At 73.3% G+C, this 17,964-nt stretch carries 17 protein-coding genes; 14 read left to right on the top strand and 3 right to left on the bottom strand.

The features are described 5' to 3' along the window. The first annotated feature begins 48 nt into the window (after positions 1-48). The 4 genes from ACWPQI_RS07045 to ACWPQI_RS07060 are packed head-to-tail and all read left to right on the top strand — an operon-like array spanning position 49 to position 3,479. The gene (locus ACWPQI_RS07045) at positions 49-1,896 is read left to right on the top strand and encodes an ABC transporter family substrate-binding protein (protein ID WP_064065828.1); all 1,848 of its coding nucleotides are present in this window, start codon (positions 49-51) and stop codon (positions 1,894-1,896) included. Next, positions 1,893-2,780, top strand: coding sequence for an N-acetyl-1-D-myo-inositol-2-amino-2-deoxy-alpha-D-glucopyranoside deacetylase (gene mshB, locus ACWPQI_RS07050; RefSeq protein WP_010592478.1), 888 nt, complete (start codon positions 1,893-1,895; stop codon positions 2,778-2,780). The genes ACWPQI_RS07045 and mshB overlap by 4 nt, the downstream gene beginning before the upstream one ends. Positions 2,781-2,830: 50 nt before the next feature. Beyond that, positions 2,831-2,989 (top strand): hypothetical protein, encoded by a 159-nt coding sequence (locus tag ACWPQI_RS07055; protein WP_006933951.1) that lies wholly within the window; start codon positions 2,831-2,833, stop codon positions 2,987-2,989. A 52-nt stretch (positions 2,990-3,041) separates the two neighbouring features. Further along, positions 3,042-3,479: a hypothetical protein gene (locus ACWPQI_RS07060; RefSeq protein WP_017680213.1), complete on the top strand. Its 438-nt coding sequence runs from the start codon at positions 3,042-3,044 to the stop codon at positions 3,477-3,479. Here the strand turns inward: ACWPQI_RS07060 and ACWPQI_RS07065 are convergent. The 3 genes from ACWPQI_RS07065 to ACWPQI_RS07075 are packed head-to-tail and all read right to left on the bottom strand — an operon-like array spanning position 3,442 to position 6,268. After that, on the bottom strand, positions 3,442-4,179 hold the full coding sequence (locus ACWPQI_RS07065) for a uracil-DNA glycosylase (RefSeq protein ID WP_010592476.1): 738 nt from the start codon (positions 4,177-4,179) through the stop codon (positions 3,442-3,444). The genes ACWPQI_RS07060 and ACWPQI_RS07065 overlap by 38 nt on opposite strands. Next, complete coding sequence (locus tag ACWPQI_RS07070) at positions 4,176-5,729, bottom strand: PH domain-containing protein (RefSeq protein WP_017680212.1); 1,554 nt, start codon at positions 5,727-5,729, stop codon at positions 4,176-4,178. Before ACWPQI_RS07070 ends, ACWPQI_RS07065 begins: the two co-directional genes overlap by 4 nt. Next, the gene (locus ACWPQI_RS07075; protein WP_010592473.1) at positions 5,726-6,268 is read right to left on the bottom strand and encodes a PH domain-containing protein; all 543 of its coding nucleotides are present in this window, start codon (positions 6,266-6,268) and stop codon (positions 5,726-5,728) included. The genes ACWPQI_RS07070 and ACWPQI_RS07075 overlap by 4 nt, the downstream gene beginning before the upstream one ends. A 110-nt stretch (positions 6,269-6,378) precedes the next feature. Between ACWPQI_RS07075 and ACWPQI_RS07080 the strand changes: the two genes are divergently transcribed. The 10 genes from ACWPQI_RS07080 (at position 6,379) to ACWPQI_RS07125 (ending at position 17,864) form a co-directional block, all read left to right on the top strand. Beyond that, the gene (locus ACWPQI_RS07080; protein WP_010592472.1) at positions 6,379-6,567 is read left to right on the top strand and encodes a hypothetical protein; all 189 of its coding nucleotides are present in this window, start codon (positions 6,379-6,381) and stop codon (positions 6,565-6,567) included. A 60-nt stretch (positions 6,568-6,627) separates the two neighbouring features. Next, positions 6,628-9,255 (top strand): bifunctional FO biosynthesis protein CofGH, encoded by a 2,628-nt coding sequence (locus ACWPQI_RS07085; RefSeq protein ID WP_010592471.1) that lies wholly within the window; start codon positions 6,628-6,630, stop codon positions 9,253-9,255. Further along, positions 9,252-9,953 carry a hypothetical protein gene (locus ACWPQI_RS07090; RefSeq protein WP_010592470.1) on the top strand — a complete coding sequence of 234 codons (702 nt, stop codon included), beginning with the start codon at positions 9,252-9,254 and terminating at the stop codon, positions 9,951-9,953. Before ACWPQI_RS07085 ends, ACWPQI_RS07090 begins: the two co-directional genes overlap by 4 nt. Before the next feature lie 129 nt (positions 9,954-10,082). Further along, complete coding sequence (gene fdxA / locus ACWPQI_RS07095) at positions 10,083-10,406, top strand: ferredoxin (RefSeq protein ID WP_003936066.1); 324 nt, start codon at positions 10,083-10,085, stop codon at positions 10,404-10,406. After that, positions 10,406-11,527: a succinyldiaminopimelate transaminase gene (dapC, locus tag ACWPQI_RS07100; protein ID WP_017680209.1), complete on the top strand. Its 1,122-nt coding sequence runs from the start codon at positions 10,406-10,408 to the stop codon at positions 11,525-11,527. Before fdxA ends, dapC begins: the two co-directional genes overlap by 1 nt. A 112-nt stretch (positions 11,528-11,639) precedes the next feature. Further along, the gene (gene pruA, locus ACWPQI_RS07105) at positions 11,640-13,280 is read left to right on the top strand and encodes an L-glutamate gamma-semialdehyde dehydrogenase (protein ID WP_010592468.1); all 1,641 of its coding nucleotides are present in this window, start codon (positions 11,640-11,642) and stop codon (positions 13,278-13,280) included. Next, positions 13,277-14,296: a proline dehydrogenase family protein gene (locus tag ACWPQI_RS07110; protein ID WP_048771766.1), complete on the top strand. Its 1,020-nt coding sequence runs from the start codon at positions 13,277-13,279 to the stop codon at positions 14,294-14,296. Before pruA ends, ACWPQI_RS07110 begins: the two co-directional genes overlap by 4 nt. 76 nt (positions 14,297-14,372) lie before the next feature. Further along, positions 14,373-15,044: a rhomboid family intramembrane serine protease gene (locus tag ACWPQI_RS07115; RefSeq protein ID WP_017680207.1), complete on the top strand. Its 672-nt coding sequence runs from the start codon at positions 14,373-14,375 to the stop codon at positions 15,042-15,044. A gap of 5 nt (positions 15,045-15,049) precedes the next feature. Further along, positions 15,050-16,468, top strand: coding sequence for an acyl-CoA synthetase (locus ACWPQI_RS07120; protein ID WP_010592465.1), 1,419 nt, complete (start codon positions 15,050-15,052; stop codon positions 16,466-16,468). Positions 16,469-16,598: 130 nt separating this feature from the next. Beyond that, positions 16,599-17,864 (top strand): PucR family transcriptional regulator, encoded by a 1,266-nt coding sequence (locus tag ACWPQI_RS07125; protein ID WP_010592464.1) that lies wholly within the window; start codon positions 16,599-16,601, stop codon positions 17,862-17,864. Positions 17,865-17,964 lie beyond the last annotated feature (100 nt).

A 17,964-nucleotide genomic window follows, 5' to 3' on the forward strand; every position in this document is an offset into this window, starting at 1 on the left:
CCGGTGCGGCCGGGACCACCGCCGCATCCCGGAGGGAAGGGAGGCCGGATGCGCAGGTTCGCCGGGATCACCGCCGTCGCCGCGGTGCTGGGGTTGTCGGCGTGCACCGCCGATCCGCCGCCGCCGATCGAGCAGACCGAACCCACCCGGACCCCCGCCCCGGTTCCCCAGCTGAACACCGTCGTGGTGGCGGTCGACGACGTGGGCGCCGGGTTCAATCCGCACCTGCTCGCCGACCAGTCGCCCGTCGGCAACACGGTTGCCGGGATGGTGCTGCCGAGCGCGTTCCGGCCCGTGCCCGATCCCGCGCGGCCCGGTGCCACCGTGTGGATGCTCGACGAGTCCGTCCTCGTCTCGGCCGACGTCACCTCGCAGGCGCCGTTCACCATCACCTATCAGGTCCGCGACGAAGCGCAGTGGTCCGACAGCGCACCCATCGCCGCCGAGGACTTCCGGTACCTGTGGCAGCAGATGATCACCGAGCCCGGCGTGGTCGATCCCGCGGGCTACCGCCTCATCGAGGACGTCGGATCCTCCGGCGGCGGCAAGACCGTCACCGTCACCCTGCGCGAGCCCTACCCGGCGTGGCGGGAACTGTTCACCCACCTCCTGCCGGCCCACCTGGTCAAGGACACGCCGGGTGGATTCGCCACGAGCCTCGCCGAATCGATCCCGGTGTCCGGTGGGCAGTTCCATGTCAGGTCCGTCGACCGCGGGCGGGGCGAGATCCTGCTCGAACGCAACGACCGGTTCTGGGGGACCCCGGCCCGGCCCGACCGGATCCTGTTGCGGCGCGGCGGAACCGACGCACAGCTCGCCGAGTCGATGCGCACCGGCGACGCCCAGGTCGCGCAGATGCACGGCGGCGGCTCCGCGCTGCTCGCCCAGCTCGGCGCGATCCCGCACGTGCGCACCGGCACTCAACTCCAGCCCCGCGTCCTGGAACTGACCCTCAACGGCCGCACGACCGAGTTCGCGGATCCGCGCGTGCGCCGCGCCGTCCTCGGACTTCTCGACCCGGACCTGCTGGCCACGGTCGCGGCCGGCACGGAATCGGCCGTGGTCGCGGCCCGTGCACAGGTGCTCGCCCCGTCCGACCCCGGATATGCGCCGAGCATGCCGCCGCGGCCGGGCCGCGAGGAGTCCCTCGCGCTCCTCGCCGCGGCCGGTTACGTACCGGCCGACCCGGCGACGGTCGAAGCGACCGGCACGCCGGTACCGGAAGCGGCGACGACCGGGCTGCTCGCCCACGGAGACGCGCCCCTGGCGCTCGTGCTGGGCGTGCCGGAGAACTCCCCGGTGGCCGACGCCGTCGCCCACACCGCGGCGGACCAGCTGCGCGGAGCCGGCGTCGCGGCCACCGTGACCACGCTGCCGCCCGACGAGCTCTACGGCGAGGCACTCGTCCGGGGAACCGTGCACGCCGTGGTCGGCTGGACCCGCGCCGGCGGCGACCCCGCCACGGCCGCGATGTCCCGATTCGGTTGTCCACCGGCGATTCCCGGGCAGGGGAGCCCCCCGGTCGAGCCGGATCCTGCGCCCGCCCCGGACAGCGGCACCGTGCCCGGCGCCGACACCGGTCCCGGGGGTGACACCGTTCCCGACGACGAGATCGAAGCCGCCGAGGCGCAGCTCGCCGCACCGAGCAACGTGTCCGGGGTGTGCGACCCCGCCCTCGAACCGGAACTCGCCGGCGCCCTGCGCGGCGCCGGCGACGTGCCCGCCGTCCTGGCCGGCGCGCAGCCGAAGCTGTGGGACCTCGCGGTCACCCTGCCGATCCTGCAGGACCGCACCGTGATCGCCGCGGGACCCGGCGTCGAGGGCGTGACCCTGACCGGCGCGATCCCCGCCGGGCCCCTGTCCGATGCGCAGAACTGGTGGAGGACCACCCCGTGACCGACCGAACCGACCCCGCGTCGCGGCGCCTGCTGCTGGTGCACGCCCACCCTGACGACGAATCGATCACCACGGGCGGGACCATCGCGCACTACGCCGCTCGGGCCGCCGAGGTCACCGTCGTGACGTGCACCCTCGGGGAGGAGGGCGAGGTCATCGGGGACGAATGGGCGCAGCTCACCGCCGACCGCGCCGACCAGCTCGGGGGTTACCGCATCCACGAGCTCGGCCGGGCGCTGGCCGCCCTCGGCGTGCCCGCGCCGCGCTTCCTCGGCGGTGCCGGGCACTGGCGCGATTCCGGGATGGCCGGGACCCCGTCGGCTGCGAACCCCCGGGCCTGGGTGAACGCCGACCGGGACGAGGCGGTGGCCGCCCTGGTCGCGGTGATCCGCGAACTGCGCCCGCACGTGGTGGTCACCTACGACCCGGTGGGCGGCTACGGCCACCCCGACCACATCCGGGTGCATCACGTCGTGACCGCGGCCGTCGAGGCCGCGGGGACCGACGCCTACCCGCACGCCGGCCCGCCGTGGGACCCGGCGAAGCTCTACTGGACCGTCACCGAGGCGAGCGCCCTGCGCCGCGGCATCGAGGACATGACCGCCCTGCCCGACGGGTGGCGGCGACCCGGCCCCGACGAGCTGCCGAGCGTGCCCGACGACCAGGTCACCACCGTGGTCGACGTCGCCGACGTGCTCGACGCCAAGCGGGCGGCGCTCGCGGCGCACGCGACCCAGGTGGTCGTGGCACCCGGCGGGGCACAGTTCACCCTGTCCAACCTCGTCGCGCAGCCCGTGCTGGACCAGGAGCACTACGTACTGGTCCGCGGCGACCGCGGCGACGGCCCCGGACGGGAGCGTGACCTCTTCGCCGGGCTGGGTTAGTGTGACCACGAGCACCGGAAAGGTGATCGCGATCACACGAGAGGGTTTCGATGTACAACTGGTCCGTCCAGAACCAGATCGTCGCATTCGTCGATTCGTTGCGTCCCTACGCGGACCAGATCAATGCCGCCTACTACCAGGCGCTCTACGGCTTCGCGGACCAGGCCAGCCACGTGCTCACGCTCATGGGCTACCCGCCCGTGCCGTGATCGGCCGGGACCCGGTGCCCACGGACCCGCGCCCGTGGCGCACTATCGAACCATGACGGTCGATCCCGCCACCACCGCCACGCAGGCCTCCGCGCCCCCGGCGGCGACGCCGCGTACGGGCATCGTCGCCCTGCTGACCTTCGACGGCTTCCTCTGCGCGCTGCTGTCCGTGTTCTTCCTCGGCCTGTACATCGGCACGGTGCCGTTCCCGATCACGATCGGGCTGGCCGGCGCGGCGAACGTGCTGCTGGTGATGGCGATGCGCGCCGAAACCGGATCCACCTCGCGCGCGGCGTGGCCGCTGCTGGCGTGGATCGTCGGATTCGTCCTGTGCCTGGCCGGCGGTCCCGGCGGCGATCAGCTCCTCGTCGCCGACTGGCGGACCCTGCTGCTGCCGGTCGGTGCCCTGGCCCCCGCCGGGTTGTACCTGTTCGTCGCGCGCATGGCCGCCCTCACGAGTGCAGTCCGGCAGCCCGCGCCGCGTCCGTGAGCACGGCGGTGAGCATGGCCGGGGTGAGCCGGCCGGTGAACGTGTTCTGCTGGCTCACGTGATAGCACCCGAACACGTGTAACGGCCCGCGGTCCGCGGCGTCGCCGCGCGGCAGCAGTTCCACCCCCGCCCCGTGCCCGAATCGGGGGCGCGGACGCGGCACGACCCAGCCGGCGTCGTCGAGCACCGGGAACAGCGCCTGCCATCCGAAGCCGCCGAGCACCACGATCGAGCGCAGCGTCGGCGTCAGCAGCTGCAGCTCCGCGTCGAGCCAGGTACGGCACGTGTCCCGTTCCTGCGGCGTCGGCCGGTTGGCCGGGGGCGCGCAGTGCACCGGCGACGTGACGCGGGTGCCGAACAGCTCGAGGCCGTCGCCGCGGTGCGTCGCGGTGGGCTGCGACGCCAGGCCCGCCGCGTGCAGCGCGGCGTAGAGGAAGTCGCCCGAGCGGTCGCCGGTGAACATCCGCCCGGTCCGGTTGCCGCCGTGCGCGGCCGGCGCGAGGCCGACGATCAGCAGGGACGCGTCCGCCGGACCGAACCCGGGCACGGGACGCGCCCAGTACTCCTCGTCGCGGAATGCGGCACGCTTCTCCCGGCCCACCTGCTCGCGCCACGCGACCAGGCGGGGGCAGGCCCGGCACTCGATCAGGCAGGCGTCGAGCGTGGCCAGGTCGCGTGGCCGCCCGATATCCGGGTTCATCGTCGCACCCAGGCGTCGCCGGCGCCGGGTGTGACCGCCTCGACCAGCGCCCACGCCTGCTCCGCGGGAAGGTCCACGACCTCGTAGCGGCCCGTGCCGGCCGGCGTCGCGGCGACGACGGTCGCCACTCCCGCGCGGCGCTGGAAGAACGACTGCCGCACCGTCCAGCCGATGATGCCGTCCGCCTCGAGCGAGACGCGGCGCCGATCCAGTGAGCCCCCGCGGGTGATCAACCACGCCGGCGCGTCCGCCGTTCCGGCGCCGAGCACGGCATGACCCAGGCTGCGGTAGCGATCCCACGCCAGCCCCACCGCCCCCGTCGCGACGACCGCGACCACCGGTATCCACGCCGCCACCGGCACCGTGCGGCCGGTGACCGCGACCGTCGCCGCGGCGGCCGCGACGGCCAGTGCCACGGGCAGCAGCGCCCGGGTGAACCGTCGTCGCCGGGCCGCCGGCCCGTGCGCACGCAGCGGTGCGTCGAGCTGACGGGTGTCGCGCAGCACCGCCGCCGCGACCCGTCGCGCCTCGGCGGACGGCGCGGGCGGCAGCAGCAACGACGACTCGCCGTGCTCGGCGGCGACACCGGTCATCACCGCATCGAGCCGGGCCCCGCCGACCAGGCGCAGCGCCAGCGGCTCGCGCAGGCTCACCCCGCGCAGACGGCGCCGATCCAGGGTGGTGTGCCGGTGCCGCAGCAGGCCGTGCCCCACGCGCAGCATCCGTCCGTCGTCGGTGACCGACAGGTCCGCATAGAGCAGCACGTAGCGCACGCACGCCACCAGGCTCGCCACAACGACAAGGACGAGCAGGCCGAACCCGGCGGCGACGAACGGCCCGGTGGCCTCGACCGACGACAGCCCACGCTCGACGGCGGCCGACTCGCCGAGCCGCTCGGCGAGTCCGTACTGGAAGGCCAGTCCCACCACCGCCGCGACGGTGACCAGCCCCGTGGTCGAGAACGGGGCGTAGCGCACCCAGCCCGGCCGGAACCGGGCGACCTCGGTCTCGGCGGGTGCGACCACCCCGGGCTCCTCGGCCGGCGTCCCCGGGTGCGTGCCGAGCAGGGCGTCGCGCAGCGCCGGCACGGCGCCGATCGCCAGGCCGTTCAGCTCGAACCGGTTGCGGTCCCGGCCGGCGCCGGTGCGCTGCCCGGTCCCGAGCCGGACCACCGCCAGCCCGAGCAGCCGGTGCAGCAGACGCTGCTCGACGTCCACCGACCGGATGCGGCTGCGCGGCACCGACAACAGCTGGCGCTGCAGCAGGCCGCGGCGCAGTTCCACGTGCACCGGCCCGATCCGGTAGGTCGTGGTGAACCAGCGCAGCACGCCGATCCCCACCAGCAGCACCGCCACCGCCAGGCCCCAGCCGTGATTGCCGCTGCTGCTGCCGAGCACCACGGACGCCACGAGCACGGGCAGCAACCGCAGCACCTCCTCGACGGGATGGATCAGCAGCATCCGCGGATCGAGCCGCAACCACGGCTGCTCGGCCTCGGCGGCGAGGGCGGCGGCGTCGGACCGCGCCGGCGGGACGGGGACGTCGCTCACGTGGCGTCCGCCTGGTTGCTGCCGGCGATCGCGGTGAGCCGCGCGGCGGTGGCGTCGGCGACCCCGACGTCGAGGGCGGTGATCGCCACGGCCCCGGCGGACGAGGCGGTGGTGACGGTCACGGTGGCGAGACCGAGCCACCGGTCGAGCGGCCCACGCTCCGTGTCGACGGTCTGGATCCGGGAGATCGGCGCGATCCGGCGCTCCTGGGTGAACCACCCCGAGCGCGTGTACACCGCGGTGTCGGTGATCTCCCAGCGGTGCACCCGGTACCGCCACAGCGGCATCACGCCGACGTGCGCGACGGCGAGAACCGCGGTGACCACGGCGGCGGCGACGTGCCAGCCCGGATACCGGCCGGAGTCGACGATCGCCCACACCACCTGGGCGGCGACGACCGGTACCCACAGCAGTGCCGCGCCCACCGCCCACAGCAGCCGCGCTTTCGGGCTGGGACGCCACGCCGGGTCGGCCATGGTCACCGGTGCCGGCGGGGCGGCATCGCCGACGGCGGTGGGCGGGGGAGCGTCCCGGGTCACGTGGTTCTCCTCGTCGGTGGTGTCCTGTCGGTTCCAGGCTAAGCTGATCGGCGAGCAGACCCGGCAACGCTGCGCCCGGGTTCGGAGTCGACACGAGGAGGAGGACCGCCGTGACCGAATCATCGGAGACCACCGAATTCACGGAACTGCCCGAGGCGGATCGGATCGAGCAGGAGATGCCGGCGGAGGACGAACCGGCCGACGACGAGGTGACCTCGGTCCCGCTCGAGGTGGAGCCTGCGGATGCTCTGGAACAGAGCCGGGTCGTCCCGGGCGACGAGGACTATCCGCGCGAGTGAGCGCGCCGGGGACGTGGCCCCGAGGTGGCATGGGTCCGGCGGGTGGCGCATGATCGGCCAATGACCGATTCGACCCACGACGGTGCCACCCCCGCGACGTTGCCCCTGCCCACGGTCCGCGCCGGCGCGGGCGAGCCCGCCTCGTCCGCGACGGATCCGGCGCGAGTGTCGCCGTCGGGCATGCGACGGGCGTTGCGCCGGGCGCGGGACGGGGCGACGCTCAACGTCGACGAGTCCGCGATCCTGCTCTCGGCGCGTGGTTCGGACCTCGAGGACCTGTGCGCTTCGGCCGCCCGGGTGCGCGACGCCGGTCTGCTCGCGGCGGGCCGGCCGGGCACGGTCACGTATTCCCGGAAGGTGTTCGTGCCGATCACCCGGCTGTGCCGGGACCGCTGCCACTACTGCACGTTCGTGACCGTGCCGGGCAAGCTGCGCGCCGCCGGGCACGGGATGTACCTCGAACCCGACGAGATCCTCGACATCGCCCGGCGTGGATCCGAATTGGGTTGCAAGGAAGCACTTTTCACGCTCGGTGACCGGCCGGAGGACCGCTGGCCCGAGGCGCGGCAGTGGCTCGACGAGCGGGGCTACGACTCGACCCTCGACTATGTGCGCGCGATGGCGATCCGGGTGCTCGAGGAGACCGGGCTGCTGCCGCATCTGAACCCCGGCGTGATGAGCTGGGCCGAGATGTCCCGGCTCAAGCCGGTGGCCCCGTCGATGGGCATGATGCTCGAGACCACGTCGGCCCGGTTGTTCACCGAGCAGGGCGAGTGCCACTACGGCAGCCCCGACAAGGACCCGGCGGTGCGCCTGCAGGTGCTCACCGATGCGGGCCGGCTGTCGGTGCCGTTCACCACCGGCATCCTCGTCGGTATCGGCGAGACGCTCACCGAGCGCGCCGAGTCGATCGCGGCGATTCGTAAGTCCCACAAGGCGTTCGGGCACATCCAGGAAGTGATCGTGCAGAACTTCCGGGCCAAGGACGACACCGCGATGCGCGAGCACGACGACGCCGGGCTCGACGAGTTCCGGGCCGCGATCGCCGTGGCCCGGCTCGTGCTCGGACCGTCCGTGCGCATCCAGGCGCCGCCGAACCTCGTCGCCGCCGACGAGTGCCGTGCGCTGCTCGCCGCGGGCGTCGACGACTGGGGCGGGGTCTCACCCCTGACCCCGGACCACGTCAACCCGGAACGGCCGTGGCCGAACCTGGATCTGCTCGCGCAGCTCAGTGCCGACGCCGGGTTCACCCTCACCGAGCGGATCGCGGCCCAGCCGCAGTACGTCCTGGCGGGGCAGCCGTGGATCGACCCGCGGATCGGTGCTCACGTCCGAGCGCTGGCGGACCCGGAGACCGGTCTGGCCCGGGACGTGACCCCGCAGGGACACCCGTGGCAGGAGCCCGACCTCGACTGGGAGTCCAGCGGCCGCGTGGATCTGAACTCCGGGATCGACGTCACCGGTCGCAACACCGAGTACCGCTCCGACCTCGGCAGCGCATTCGGCGACTGGGACACCGTGCGCGAGCAGGTCCTTGCGCTCGGCGCGCACGCCCCGGTGCGGTTGGACGGGGACGTGCTCTCCGCGCTGCGCGCCGCCGAGAAGGACCCGGCCGGATGCACCGACGCCCAGTACGTCGCCCTCGCACACGCGGACGGGCCGGGTCTCGAGGCGGTCGTCGCGCTGGCCGATCAGCTGCGCCGCGACACGGTCGGCGACGACGTCACCTACGTGGTGAACCGGAACATCAACTTCACCAACATCTGCTACACCGGCTGCCGGTTCTGCGCGTTCGCGCAGCGCAAGGGTGACGCCGACGCCTTCACCCTGTCCACGTCCGAGGTCGCGGACCGCGCGTGGGAGGCGCACGTCGCCGGCGCCACCGAGGTGTGCATGCAGGGCGGGATCGACCCGGAACTGCCCGTCACCGGCTACGCCGACCTGGTCCGCGCGGTCAAGGAACGGGTGCCGTCGATGCACGTGCACGCGTTCTCCCCGATGGAGATCGCCAACGGCGTCGCCCGCAGCGGCATGTCGGTGCGCGACTGGCTGACCGAGTTGCGCGAGGCCGGCCTCGACACGATCCCCGGCACCGCCGCGGAGATCCTCGACGACGAGGTCCGCTGGGTACTGACCAAGGGCAAGCTGCCGACGGCGGAGTGGGTCGAGGTGGTCACCACCGCGCACGAGGTGGGGCTGCGGTCCAGCTCGACGATGATGTACGGCCACGTCGACCAGCCGCACCACTGGGTGGGGCACCTGAACGTGCTGCGCGGGATCCAGGACCGCACCGGCGGGTTCACGGAGTTCGTGCTGCTGCCGTTCGTGCACCAGTCGTCGCCGCTGTACCTGGCGGGCGCGTCGCGGCCGGGACCGACGATGCGCGACAACCGCGCCGCGCACGCGCTGGCCCGGATCATGCTGCACGGCCGGATCGACAACATCCAGACCAGCTGGGTCAAGCTCGGTGTCGCCGGTACCCAGGCGATGCTGCAGGGTGGAGCCAACGACCTCGGCGGCACCCTGATGGAGGAGACCATCTCCCGGATGGCCGGTTCCCAGCACGGTTCGGAGAAGACCGTGGCCGAACTCGTGGCGATCGCCGAGGGGATCGGTCGGCCGGCCCGCCGACGGACCACCGCCTACGCGCCGGTCGACGGGGGCGCCCTGAGCGGGGCGCGCCCGTGACCCCCAGGCTGGGCGACGGGGTCGTCGCGGCGGCTCTGGACGCGACCGCAGCCGGTGTCGGGCCGCTGTTCGGCCTGGCGTACCTCGACCCGTTCGGGCTCAAGGCCCGCACCTTCGTTCCCACGGTGCGGGAGCGGACGGCGATCGGGCAGGTGCTCGATGCGGCCGCGGCCCTGCTCGACGCGGGTCGCGTGCCGGGCACGGCGGCGTGGGCGGACGCCTCGGAACGGGAGCGCGTGAACTGGTGGATCGGCGGGCTCGGGTCGGTCTCGACGCTGCCCGTCGCGTTCCCGGGGATGCTGGGCGTGCTGGGCCGGATGCTGCCGTTGCAGGACGCCCTCGGCTTTCTCAACCAGGCGGTCGTGCTGCTCGCCGTCGCCCGGGAACGGGGAATCGACGACCGCGACCGGCAGGTGCGGATGCTCGCGGCCGTGCTGTGCCGCCGCGACCTCCCCGGGGGCGGCGACGCCGGGACGGCGCTGTCGTGGGTGCGGCGTCCGGTGCGGTCGACGATCGACCTGGTCCGGGCGGTGAACGCGGAACTCGCACGGCGTCCGCAGCCGGCCGGTGCGTGGCGCGCGCTCGGGGTGCTGCCGCTGGTCGGGGCGCTGGCCGGATACGTCGGTGAACGGGCGGCCCTGTCCCGGGCCGCGGCGGACGGGCAGCAGTGGCTGGCCGCCCACCCGGAACCGGGCTAGTCAGGGCACCCTAACTCCGAGGGCGGTGCCCGCGGCGGGGGATACTGGACGGCGACGGACGCGGAGCGCGCCCCGATTCGGCGTGACCGTGCAGGTCGGCGGGCTACCAGAGAGGCAGGGAGAACACCAGTGACGTACACGATTGCGGAACCGTGCGTGGACGTGTTGGACAAGGCGTGCATCGAAGAATGCCCGGTGGACTGCATCTACGAGGGCGGTCGCATGCTGTACATCCATCCGGACGAGTGCGTGGACTGCGGTGCCTGCGAGCCGGTGTGCCCCGTCGAGGCGATCTTCTACGAGGACGACGTGCCGGACGAGTGGAACGCGTACGTCAAGGCCAACGTCGACTTCTTCGACGACCTCGGGTCCCCGGGCGGCGCCGCCAAGCTCGGCAAGGTCGACTACGACCCGCCGTTCGTCAAGGCGCTGCCCCCCATGGGCGAGGAATAGTGATCGGCGGTACCGTGACGCGCACTCGTCGTTCGGTGGCCGCGAGCCTGCCGGACTTTCCGTGGGACTCGCTGACCGCCGCGAAGGAGAAGGCGGCCGCGCACCCGGACGGCATCGTCAACCTCTCGGTGGGCACGCCCGTCGATCCGGTCGCACCGATCATCCGTGACGCGCTGCTCGCCGTCGCCGACGTGCCCGGCTACCCGACCACGCACGGCACCGACGAGCTGCGGGCCGCCGCCGTCGGGGCGCTGGCCCGCCGCTACGGCGTCACCGGCATCGACGAGTCCGCGATCCTGCCCGCCGTCGGCACCAAGGAGATGATCGCCTGGCTGCCGAGCCTCCTCGGCCTCGGCGGCGGTGACCTCGTGGTGATCCCCGAACTGGCGTACCCGACGTACGAGGTGGGCGCCCTGCTCGCGGGCACCCGGATCATCCGTGCCGACGGGCTCAACCGGCTGGGACCCGAGGGCGCGGCGCTGGTGTTCGTGAACTCGCCGTCGAACCCCACGGGCAAGGTGCTCGGCCTCGAACACCTGCGCAAGGTGGTGGACTGGGCCCGCAGCCGCGACGCGATCGTCGTCTCCGACGAGTGCTACCTGGGCCTGACCTGGGAGGGTGAGGCGCTGTCCGTCCTGCACCCGAGCGTGTGCGACGGCGACCACACCAACCTGCTCGCCGTGCACTCGCTGTCGAAGACGTCCAACCTGGCCAGCTACCGGGCCGGCTTCGTCACCGGCGACGCCGGACTCGTCGCCGACCTGCTCGAGGTGCGCAAGCACGCCGGGATGATGGTGCCGCTGCCGATCCAGTCGGCGATGACCGCCGCCCTGAACGACGACGGACACGAGAACGCGCAACGCGAGCTGTACCGCGCGCGCCGCGAGATCCTGCTCGCGGCCGTCCGGGGCGCCGGGTTCACCGTCGACCATTCCGAGGCCGGCCTGTACCTGTGGGCCGGCCGGGGCGAGGAGTGCCGCGCGACGGTCGACTGGTTCGCCGAACGCGGGATCCTCGTGGCACCCGGTGAGTTCTACGGTCCCGGGGGCGTCCAGCACGTGCGGATCGCGCTGACCGCCTCGGACGAGCGGATCGCCGCCGCCGCGCAACGACTGGCGTGAGCCGTGCTCGGCGGTGGATCCACCACCGCCGAGCAGCGGAAGCGCCGTTGCCCGAGCAGGATTGCCGTATGCAGGGCGGTGTTCGGCGCTACCCTGGGCCCAGGGAGGCCCCATGGACGCCGTCACTGCAGTTCCTGCGCCGGCCAACGAGCCGGTCCACACCTACGCTCCCGGCAGCCCGGAGCGGGAGCGTCTCACCGCCAAGCTGAAGGAGCTCGCGGCCGAACCGGTGGACGTCTCGCACGTCCTCGGCGGCGAGCACGTGCACGGTGAGGGCGATCGCTTCGACATCGTGCAGCCCCACAACCATCGTGCGGTGCTCGGCACGCTGCGCAACGCCACCCCCGCGGACGCGACGGCGGCCGTCGAGGCGGCGACGGCCGCGGCTCCCGCGTGGCGGGAGATGTCGTTCGACGCCCGCGCGGCCGTGCTGCTGCGGGCCGCCGACCTGCTCGCCGGGCCGTGGCGGGAGACCGTCGCGGCCGCGACCATGCTCGGGCAGTCCAAGTCGGTGCAGCAGGCGGAGATCGACGCGCCGTGCGAACTCGTCGACTTCTGGCGCTTCAACGTGCACTTCGCCCGCGCCCTGCTCGCCGACCAGCCGTACTCGTCGCCCGGCGTGTGGAACCGGATGGACTACCGGCCGCTCGAGGGATTCGTGTACGCGATCACCCCGTTCAACTTCACCGCGATCGCCGGGAACCTGCCCACCGCTCCGGCGCTGCTGGGCAACACCGTGGTGTGGAAGCCCGCACCGACGCAGTCCCTGGCGGCGTACTGGACGATGCGCCTGCTCGAGGCGGCGGGGATGCCGCCCGGCGTGATCAACCTGATCACCGGGGACGGCCGGGTCGCGTCGGAGGTGCTCCTGCGCGACCCGCGGCTGGCCGGTATCCACTTCACCGGCTCGACCCGGACGTTCCAGCACCTGTGGCGGGAGGTCGGGGCCCACATCGACGGCTACCGCACGTATCCGCGGCTGGTGGGGGAGACCGGCGGCAAGGACTTCGTCCTCGCGCATCCGTCGGCCGATCCGGGCGTGCTGTCCACGGCCCTGATCCGGGGAGCCTTCGAATACCAGGGTCAGAAGTGCTCGGCGGCCTCGCGGGCGTTCGTGCCCCGCTCCCTGTGGCGGCGCATGCGCACCGAGTTCCTCGACGAGGTCGAGAGCCTGACCTACGGCGACGTGACCGATCTGTCGAACTTCGGGGGCGCCCTGATCGACCGGACCGCCTACGAGAAGGTCGTCGGCGCGCTCGAGCGGGCCCGCGACCGCGAGTCGATCGAGATCGCCGTGGGCGGTGGGTACGACCAGTGGGTCGGCTGGTTCGTGCGGCCCACCGTCCTGCTCACCGACGATCCGGGTGACGAGGCGATGTGCACGGAGTACTTCGGCCCGGTGCTGAGCGTGTACGTCTACGACGACGCGGAGCCGGACGCATGGGGACGCGTGCTCGACCTCGTCGACCGGGGCGCCCCCTACGCGCTCACCGGTTCGGTGATCGCCGAGGACCGTGCGGCGGTCGAGGAGGCCACCGCCGCGCTGCGGTTCGCGGCCGGCAACTTCTACGTCAACGACAAGCCCACCGGCGCGGTGGTGGGGCAGCAGCCCTTCGGCGGGGGACGGGCGTCCGGCACGGACGACAAGGCGGGCTCGCCGCTGAACCTGCTGCGCTGGGTGTCGGCGCGGACGATCAAGGAGACGTTCGTGCCGCCCACCGACTACCGGTATCCGCACATGAAGGGCGGGTGAGGTCCGTGGTCTCGGCGAAACCGGTGCCGGCGCCGCCTGCGCCGTCGCGGGCGTTGCCGCGGCTGGCGTCGAACCCGCTGCGACCGGTGATCCTCGCGGCAGCCAAGTCGTCGCGCGTCCGGGCGCTGGTCACCGCGGCGCCGCCCACCCGGCGGCTCGTGGACCGGTTCGTCGCCGGCGACACCCGCGCCGACGCCTTGGCAGCGACGAAGGCCCTGCTCGACACGGGGCGTTCGGTGAGCATCGACCATCTCGGCGAGGACACCACCGACCGTGCGCAGGCCCGGGCGATCGTCGCGGAGTACGAGGCGCTGATCGCCGACCTGGCTTCGTCGTCCGGGGCCGGCGGCCCGGTGCCGGCGGTGGAGGTGTCGGTCAAGCTCACCGCGTTGGGTCTGGCGCTCGGCGCCGAAGGTCCCGCCGTCGCGCTCGGGCACGCCCGGCAGATCTGTGCGGCCGCCGCCGAGGCGGGGGTGTGGGTCACCGTCGACGCCGAGGACCACACCACCACCGACGCCACCCTGTCGATCGTGCGGCGGCTGCGTGCGGACTACCCGTGGGTGGGTGCCGTGCTGCAGGCCTACCTGCACCGCACCGAGTCGGACTGCCGGGAGCTGTCCGGCCCGGGCTCGCGGGTGCGGCTGTGCAAGGGCGCCTACCGCGAACCGGCGTCGGTGGCGTACCAGGACGCCGCCGAGGTGGACGCCTCGTACCTGCGCTGCCTGCGGGTACTCATGGCCGGGCAGGGTTATCCGATGGTGGCCTCGCACGACCCGGCGATCGTGGCGGCCGCGGGACCGCTCGCCGCCGAGTACGCCCGCGGCCCGGACGGATTCGAGCATCAGATGCTGTACGGGATCCGCGACCTCGAACAGCGTCGGCTCGCCGATGCCGGGCACCGCATGCGGGTGTACGTCCCCTACGGGGCGCAGTGGTACGGCTACCTGATGCGGCGGCTCGCGGAGCGGCCCTCGAACCTGAAGTTCTTCCTGCGCTCGGTGGTGTCACGGGGTTGACGACCCGGCGCCGGGAGAGCGGACCCGCCGTCGCCGGAACCGGACGCCGGGTACGTCCGCAGGTACATTGACGCCCGTGAGCACCTCCGACGCCGCCCCCGGTTCGGTGCTCCTGCTCGCCCTCGTCGCGGCGCTCGCGGTGCTGCTCGCCCAGCGTCGACTCGCGGTGCCGCCGGGGCGGCTGCTGTGGCCACCGCCGGTGACGGCGCTGGTGCTGTGGCTCGTCGTCGCGGTCCCGTCGCTGCTGCGCCTGGCCGTGCCGTCACTGCTCGGAACGTTCGGCCGCGACCCGCTGCGGATCCGTGCCGAGGAGGAATGGTGGCGGGTCCTGACCTCGGTGCTCGTGCAGGACGGCGGCGTGCTCCTCACCCTCGTCAACCTGGTCCTCCTCGCCGTCGTCGCGACCGTCGCGGTGCGGGTGTGGGGGCCGGGCCGGGCGATCGGGTTGTTCGCGGTGAGCCAGCTGCTGTTCGGACTGTTCACCGCGTTCGTCTCCCCGTCGACCGGGGCGGGCAGCTCCGGTGTGTCGTTCGCGGTCGCCGGGTCGATCGCGGGTCTGTGGCTGGCGGTCGGTGCCCGCGGCGCCGTGCTCGCGGCCGCCGTCGGCAGCTGCCTCGCCGGCGCGGTGCTGGTGGCGGCCGGGGACGGGCACGGCGTGGCCGTCCTCGTCGGTGCGCTGCTCGGTGCGGTGCTCGGGACGGTGGCGCCGCCGCGCCGCGCCGTCCTCTCGGCGGCTGTGCGATCCTGACCGACGTGTCTTCGCTGCTTCGTTCCCTCAACCCTCTGGCCGTCGCGCGCGGCGACGACCTGCCCGACGCCGTCCGCATCGACGGCCACACGCTCTCGCGCAGCGACATCCTCGGCGCGGCCGGCGCCCTCGCCCGCCGCATCGGCGGAGCCGAACGTCTCGCGGTGCTCGCCGCGCCGACGGCGACCACGGTGGTCGCGGTCGTGGGCTGCCTGCTGGCCGGGGTCACCGTCGTCCCGGTGCCACCGGACTCCGGTCCCGCAGAACGCGAGCACATCCTGCGCGACTCGGGCGCGCAGGCGTGGCTCGGGGACGCGCCGGACGAGCCCGGCCTGCCCGTGGTGCCGGTGCGGCTGCACGCCCGCGACTGGCACAGCCACCCGGAACCCGATCCGTCCCGCACGGCGTTCGTGCTGTACACCTCCGGCACCACCGGGGCACCGAAGGGCGTGCTGCTGAGCCGCCGTGCGATCGCGGCCGGAATCGACGCCCTGGCCGAGGCATGGGACTGGACCGAACGCGACACCCTGGTGCACGGGCTGCCCCTGTTCCACGTGCACGGCCTGATCCTCGGAGTGCTCGGTCCGCTGCGCGTCGGCAGCCGGCTCGTCCACACCGGCAGGCCCACCCCGGAGGCGTACGCCGAGGCCCACGGCACCCTGTACTTCGGGGTGCCGACGGTGTGGTCGCGCGTGGTCGAGGACGAGGAGTCCGCGAAGGCCCTGAGCGGCGCGCGGCTGCTCGTGTCCGGCAGTGCGCCGCTGCCCGTCCCCGTGTTCGAGCGCCTGCGCGAGCTGACGGGACTCACCCCGATCGAGCGGTACGGGATGAGCGAGACGATGCTGACGCTGAGCACCCGGACCGACGGGGAGCGCCGTCCCGGATGGGTGGGTACCCCGGTGCGCGGTGTCGAGACCCGGCTGCGCGACGAGCACGGCCACGACGTCCCCCACGACGGGGAGAGCATCGGCGGACTGCAGGTGCGCGGACCGATGTTGTTCGACGGCTATCTGAACCGTCCCGACGCCACAGCCGCGGCCTGGACCCCGGACGGGTGGTTCGTCACCGGTGATGTCGCGGCGATCGACGCAGGTGGGTTCCACCGCATCGTCGGCCGCGAGTCGACGGACCTGATCAAGTCCGGCGGGTTCCGGGTCGGGGCCGGCGAGATCGAAACCGTGCTGCTCGGCGATCCGTCCGTACGGGAGGTCGCGGTGGTGGGAGTCCCCGACGACGATCTGGGCCAGCGCATCGTCGCGTTCGTGGTGCCCGCACCGGGCGGCCCGGCCGTCGACCCGGCCGCGCTGATCGAGCTCGTGGCCCGTCAGCTCTCCGTGCACAAGCGCCCGCGCGAGGTGCGCGTGGTGGACACCCTCCCGCGCAACGCGATGGGCAAGGTCCAGAAGAAGCAGCTGCTGACCTGACCGCACCCCCGGCGACGGCTCCGAGTGTGAGCCACGTCGCCGCGGGCCTTGTCCGATTCGCGCAGGGCACGTACCTTCCTACGGCAGAGTAAGATCGTTCTCTTTCCGGAGTCATGGGGGGTTCCGCGGAATGTCGGTGTCCGAATTCGGTTCCAGGCCCGGGGTGGCGTTCGTCGTCGACGGAAGGCCCGCCTCGGTCCCGCTGCGCGACCTGCGCGCGGTCGCCCGCAAACTGGTCGCGCACTTCGCGGACAACGTCGCGCCGTGTTCCCTGGAGCCGGGCGACACCCTGCGCGGCGACGTCACGGAGATCACCGTCCGGTGCCTGCGCCTGGCGATCCAGGTGCTCGACACGGGCGAGCTGCCGACCGACTCCGATCTGTCGGAGCTGCGCAGCAGCGCCGCCCAGTGGGCGCGCGCGGGATTCCGGCTGGAATACATGCTGCGGATCTACCACGAGGGCATCCGGCTCGGCTGGGAACTCGTCACCGCCCGGGCCCGGGAGGGCGACGTCGAATCGGTCGCGACCGCGTCGCGGCTGTGGATGGCGCTGCTCGAACACGTCACCGTCGCCGCGACGACCGGGTTCGTCGCCGAGCTCGAGGCGATGCGCCGCAACCGCGACGTCGCGGCCCAGGAACTCGTGACCGCCCTGCTCGGCGGGCAGGACGCCGCCGCCGTCGCGCGCCGGTGCGGGCTCGAGCTGGCCGAGCGGTACACGGTGCTCGGGGTGCGGCTCGACCGGCATCCGGACGAGCGCAACCCGCACGTGCGGCCGGAGGTCGTCGCCCGGCGCACCCTGCGGCGGCTCGAGACCGAACTGGACCGGGTGTGCGACGGCCGGCAGCTGACCATGCTCGGACCCGAGGGCGGCACCGTGCTGCTCGGCGACACCCCGGACGAGCACATCCGCACCGTGCTCTACGAGCGGGTCGCCCGTGCCGCCGGGGTGCCGGTGACGATGTCGCTCGTCGAGTCGGACGTCCCGGGTATTCCCGCCGCGGCCCACCAGGCACACGAACTGCTCGAACTGGTCGGTCACCTGCGCCGGCCCGCAGGCGTGTACCGGATGCAGGACCTGGCATTCGAATACCAGCTGACCCGCCCCGGGCCGGCCCGCGAGCATCTCGTGCGGGTGCTCGATCCGCTGACCCACGCGCCCGAGCTGGTGGAGACCCTCGAAACCCACATCGCCCACGAACTGAGCCGCCAGCGCACCGCCCGGAGCCTGCACGTGCACGCCAACACCGTGGACTACCGGCTCAAGCGCGTCGCGCAGCTCACCGGCTTCGACCCGACCGTCCCCTCCGGGCTGCGGCATCTGCACGCCGCCCTGGTCGCGCGACGGCTCCAGGCCGGCGCGGAAACCGGCGGCCCACCTCGGGACGGCACGTGAGACCGGACCGTTACGATGTGGCGCAGATCATGACGACGGTGTGTGCCGCGCGGCCCGGCACCGGCAGGGGAGGACCAGATGGCAGGAGGCCGCCACAGTG

Source organism: Rhodococcus sp. LMD (assembly GCF_056108245.1).

Bases quoted from the DNA above. Each gene is read 5' to 3' on its own strand.
- ACWPQI_RS07045 (WP_064065828.1), top strand. From the start codon at position 49: ATGCGCAGGTTCGCCGGGATCACCGCCGTCGCCGCGGTGCTGGGGTTG.
- ACWPQI_RS07055 (WP_006933951.1), top strand. From the start codon at position 2,831: ATGTACAACTGGTCCGTCCAGAACCAGATCGTCGCATTCGTCGATTCG.
- ACWPQI_RS07060 (WP_017680213.1), top strand. From the start codon at position 3,042: ATGACGGTCGATCCCGCCACCACCGCCACGCAGGCCTCCGCGCCCCCG.
- ACWPQI_RS07065 (WP_010592476.1), bottom strand. From the start codon at position 4,179: ATGAACCCGGATATCGGGCGGCCACGCGACCTGGCCACGCTCGACGCC.
- ACWPQI_RS07085 (WP_010592471.1), top strand. From the start codon at position 6,628: ATGACCGATTCGACCCACGACGGTGCCACCCCCGCGACGTTGCCCCTG.
- pruA (WP_010592468.1), top strand. From the start codon at position 11,640: ATGGACGCCGTCACTGCAGTTCCTGCGCCGGCCAACGAGCCGGTCCAC.
- ACWPQI_RS07125 (WP_010592464.1), top strand. From the start codon at position 16,599: ATGTCGGTGTCCGAATTCGGTTCCAGGCCCGGGGTGGCGTTCGTCGTC.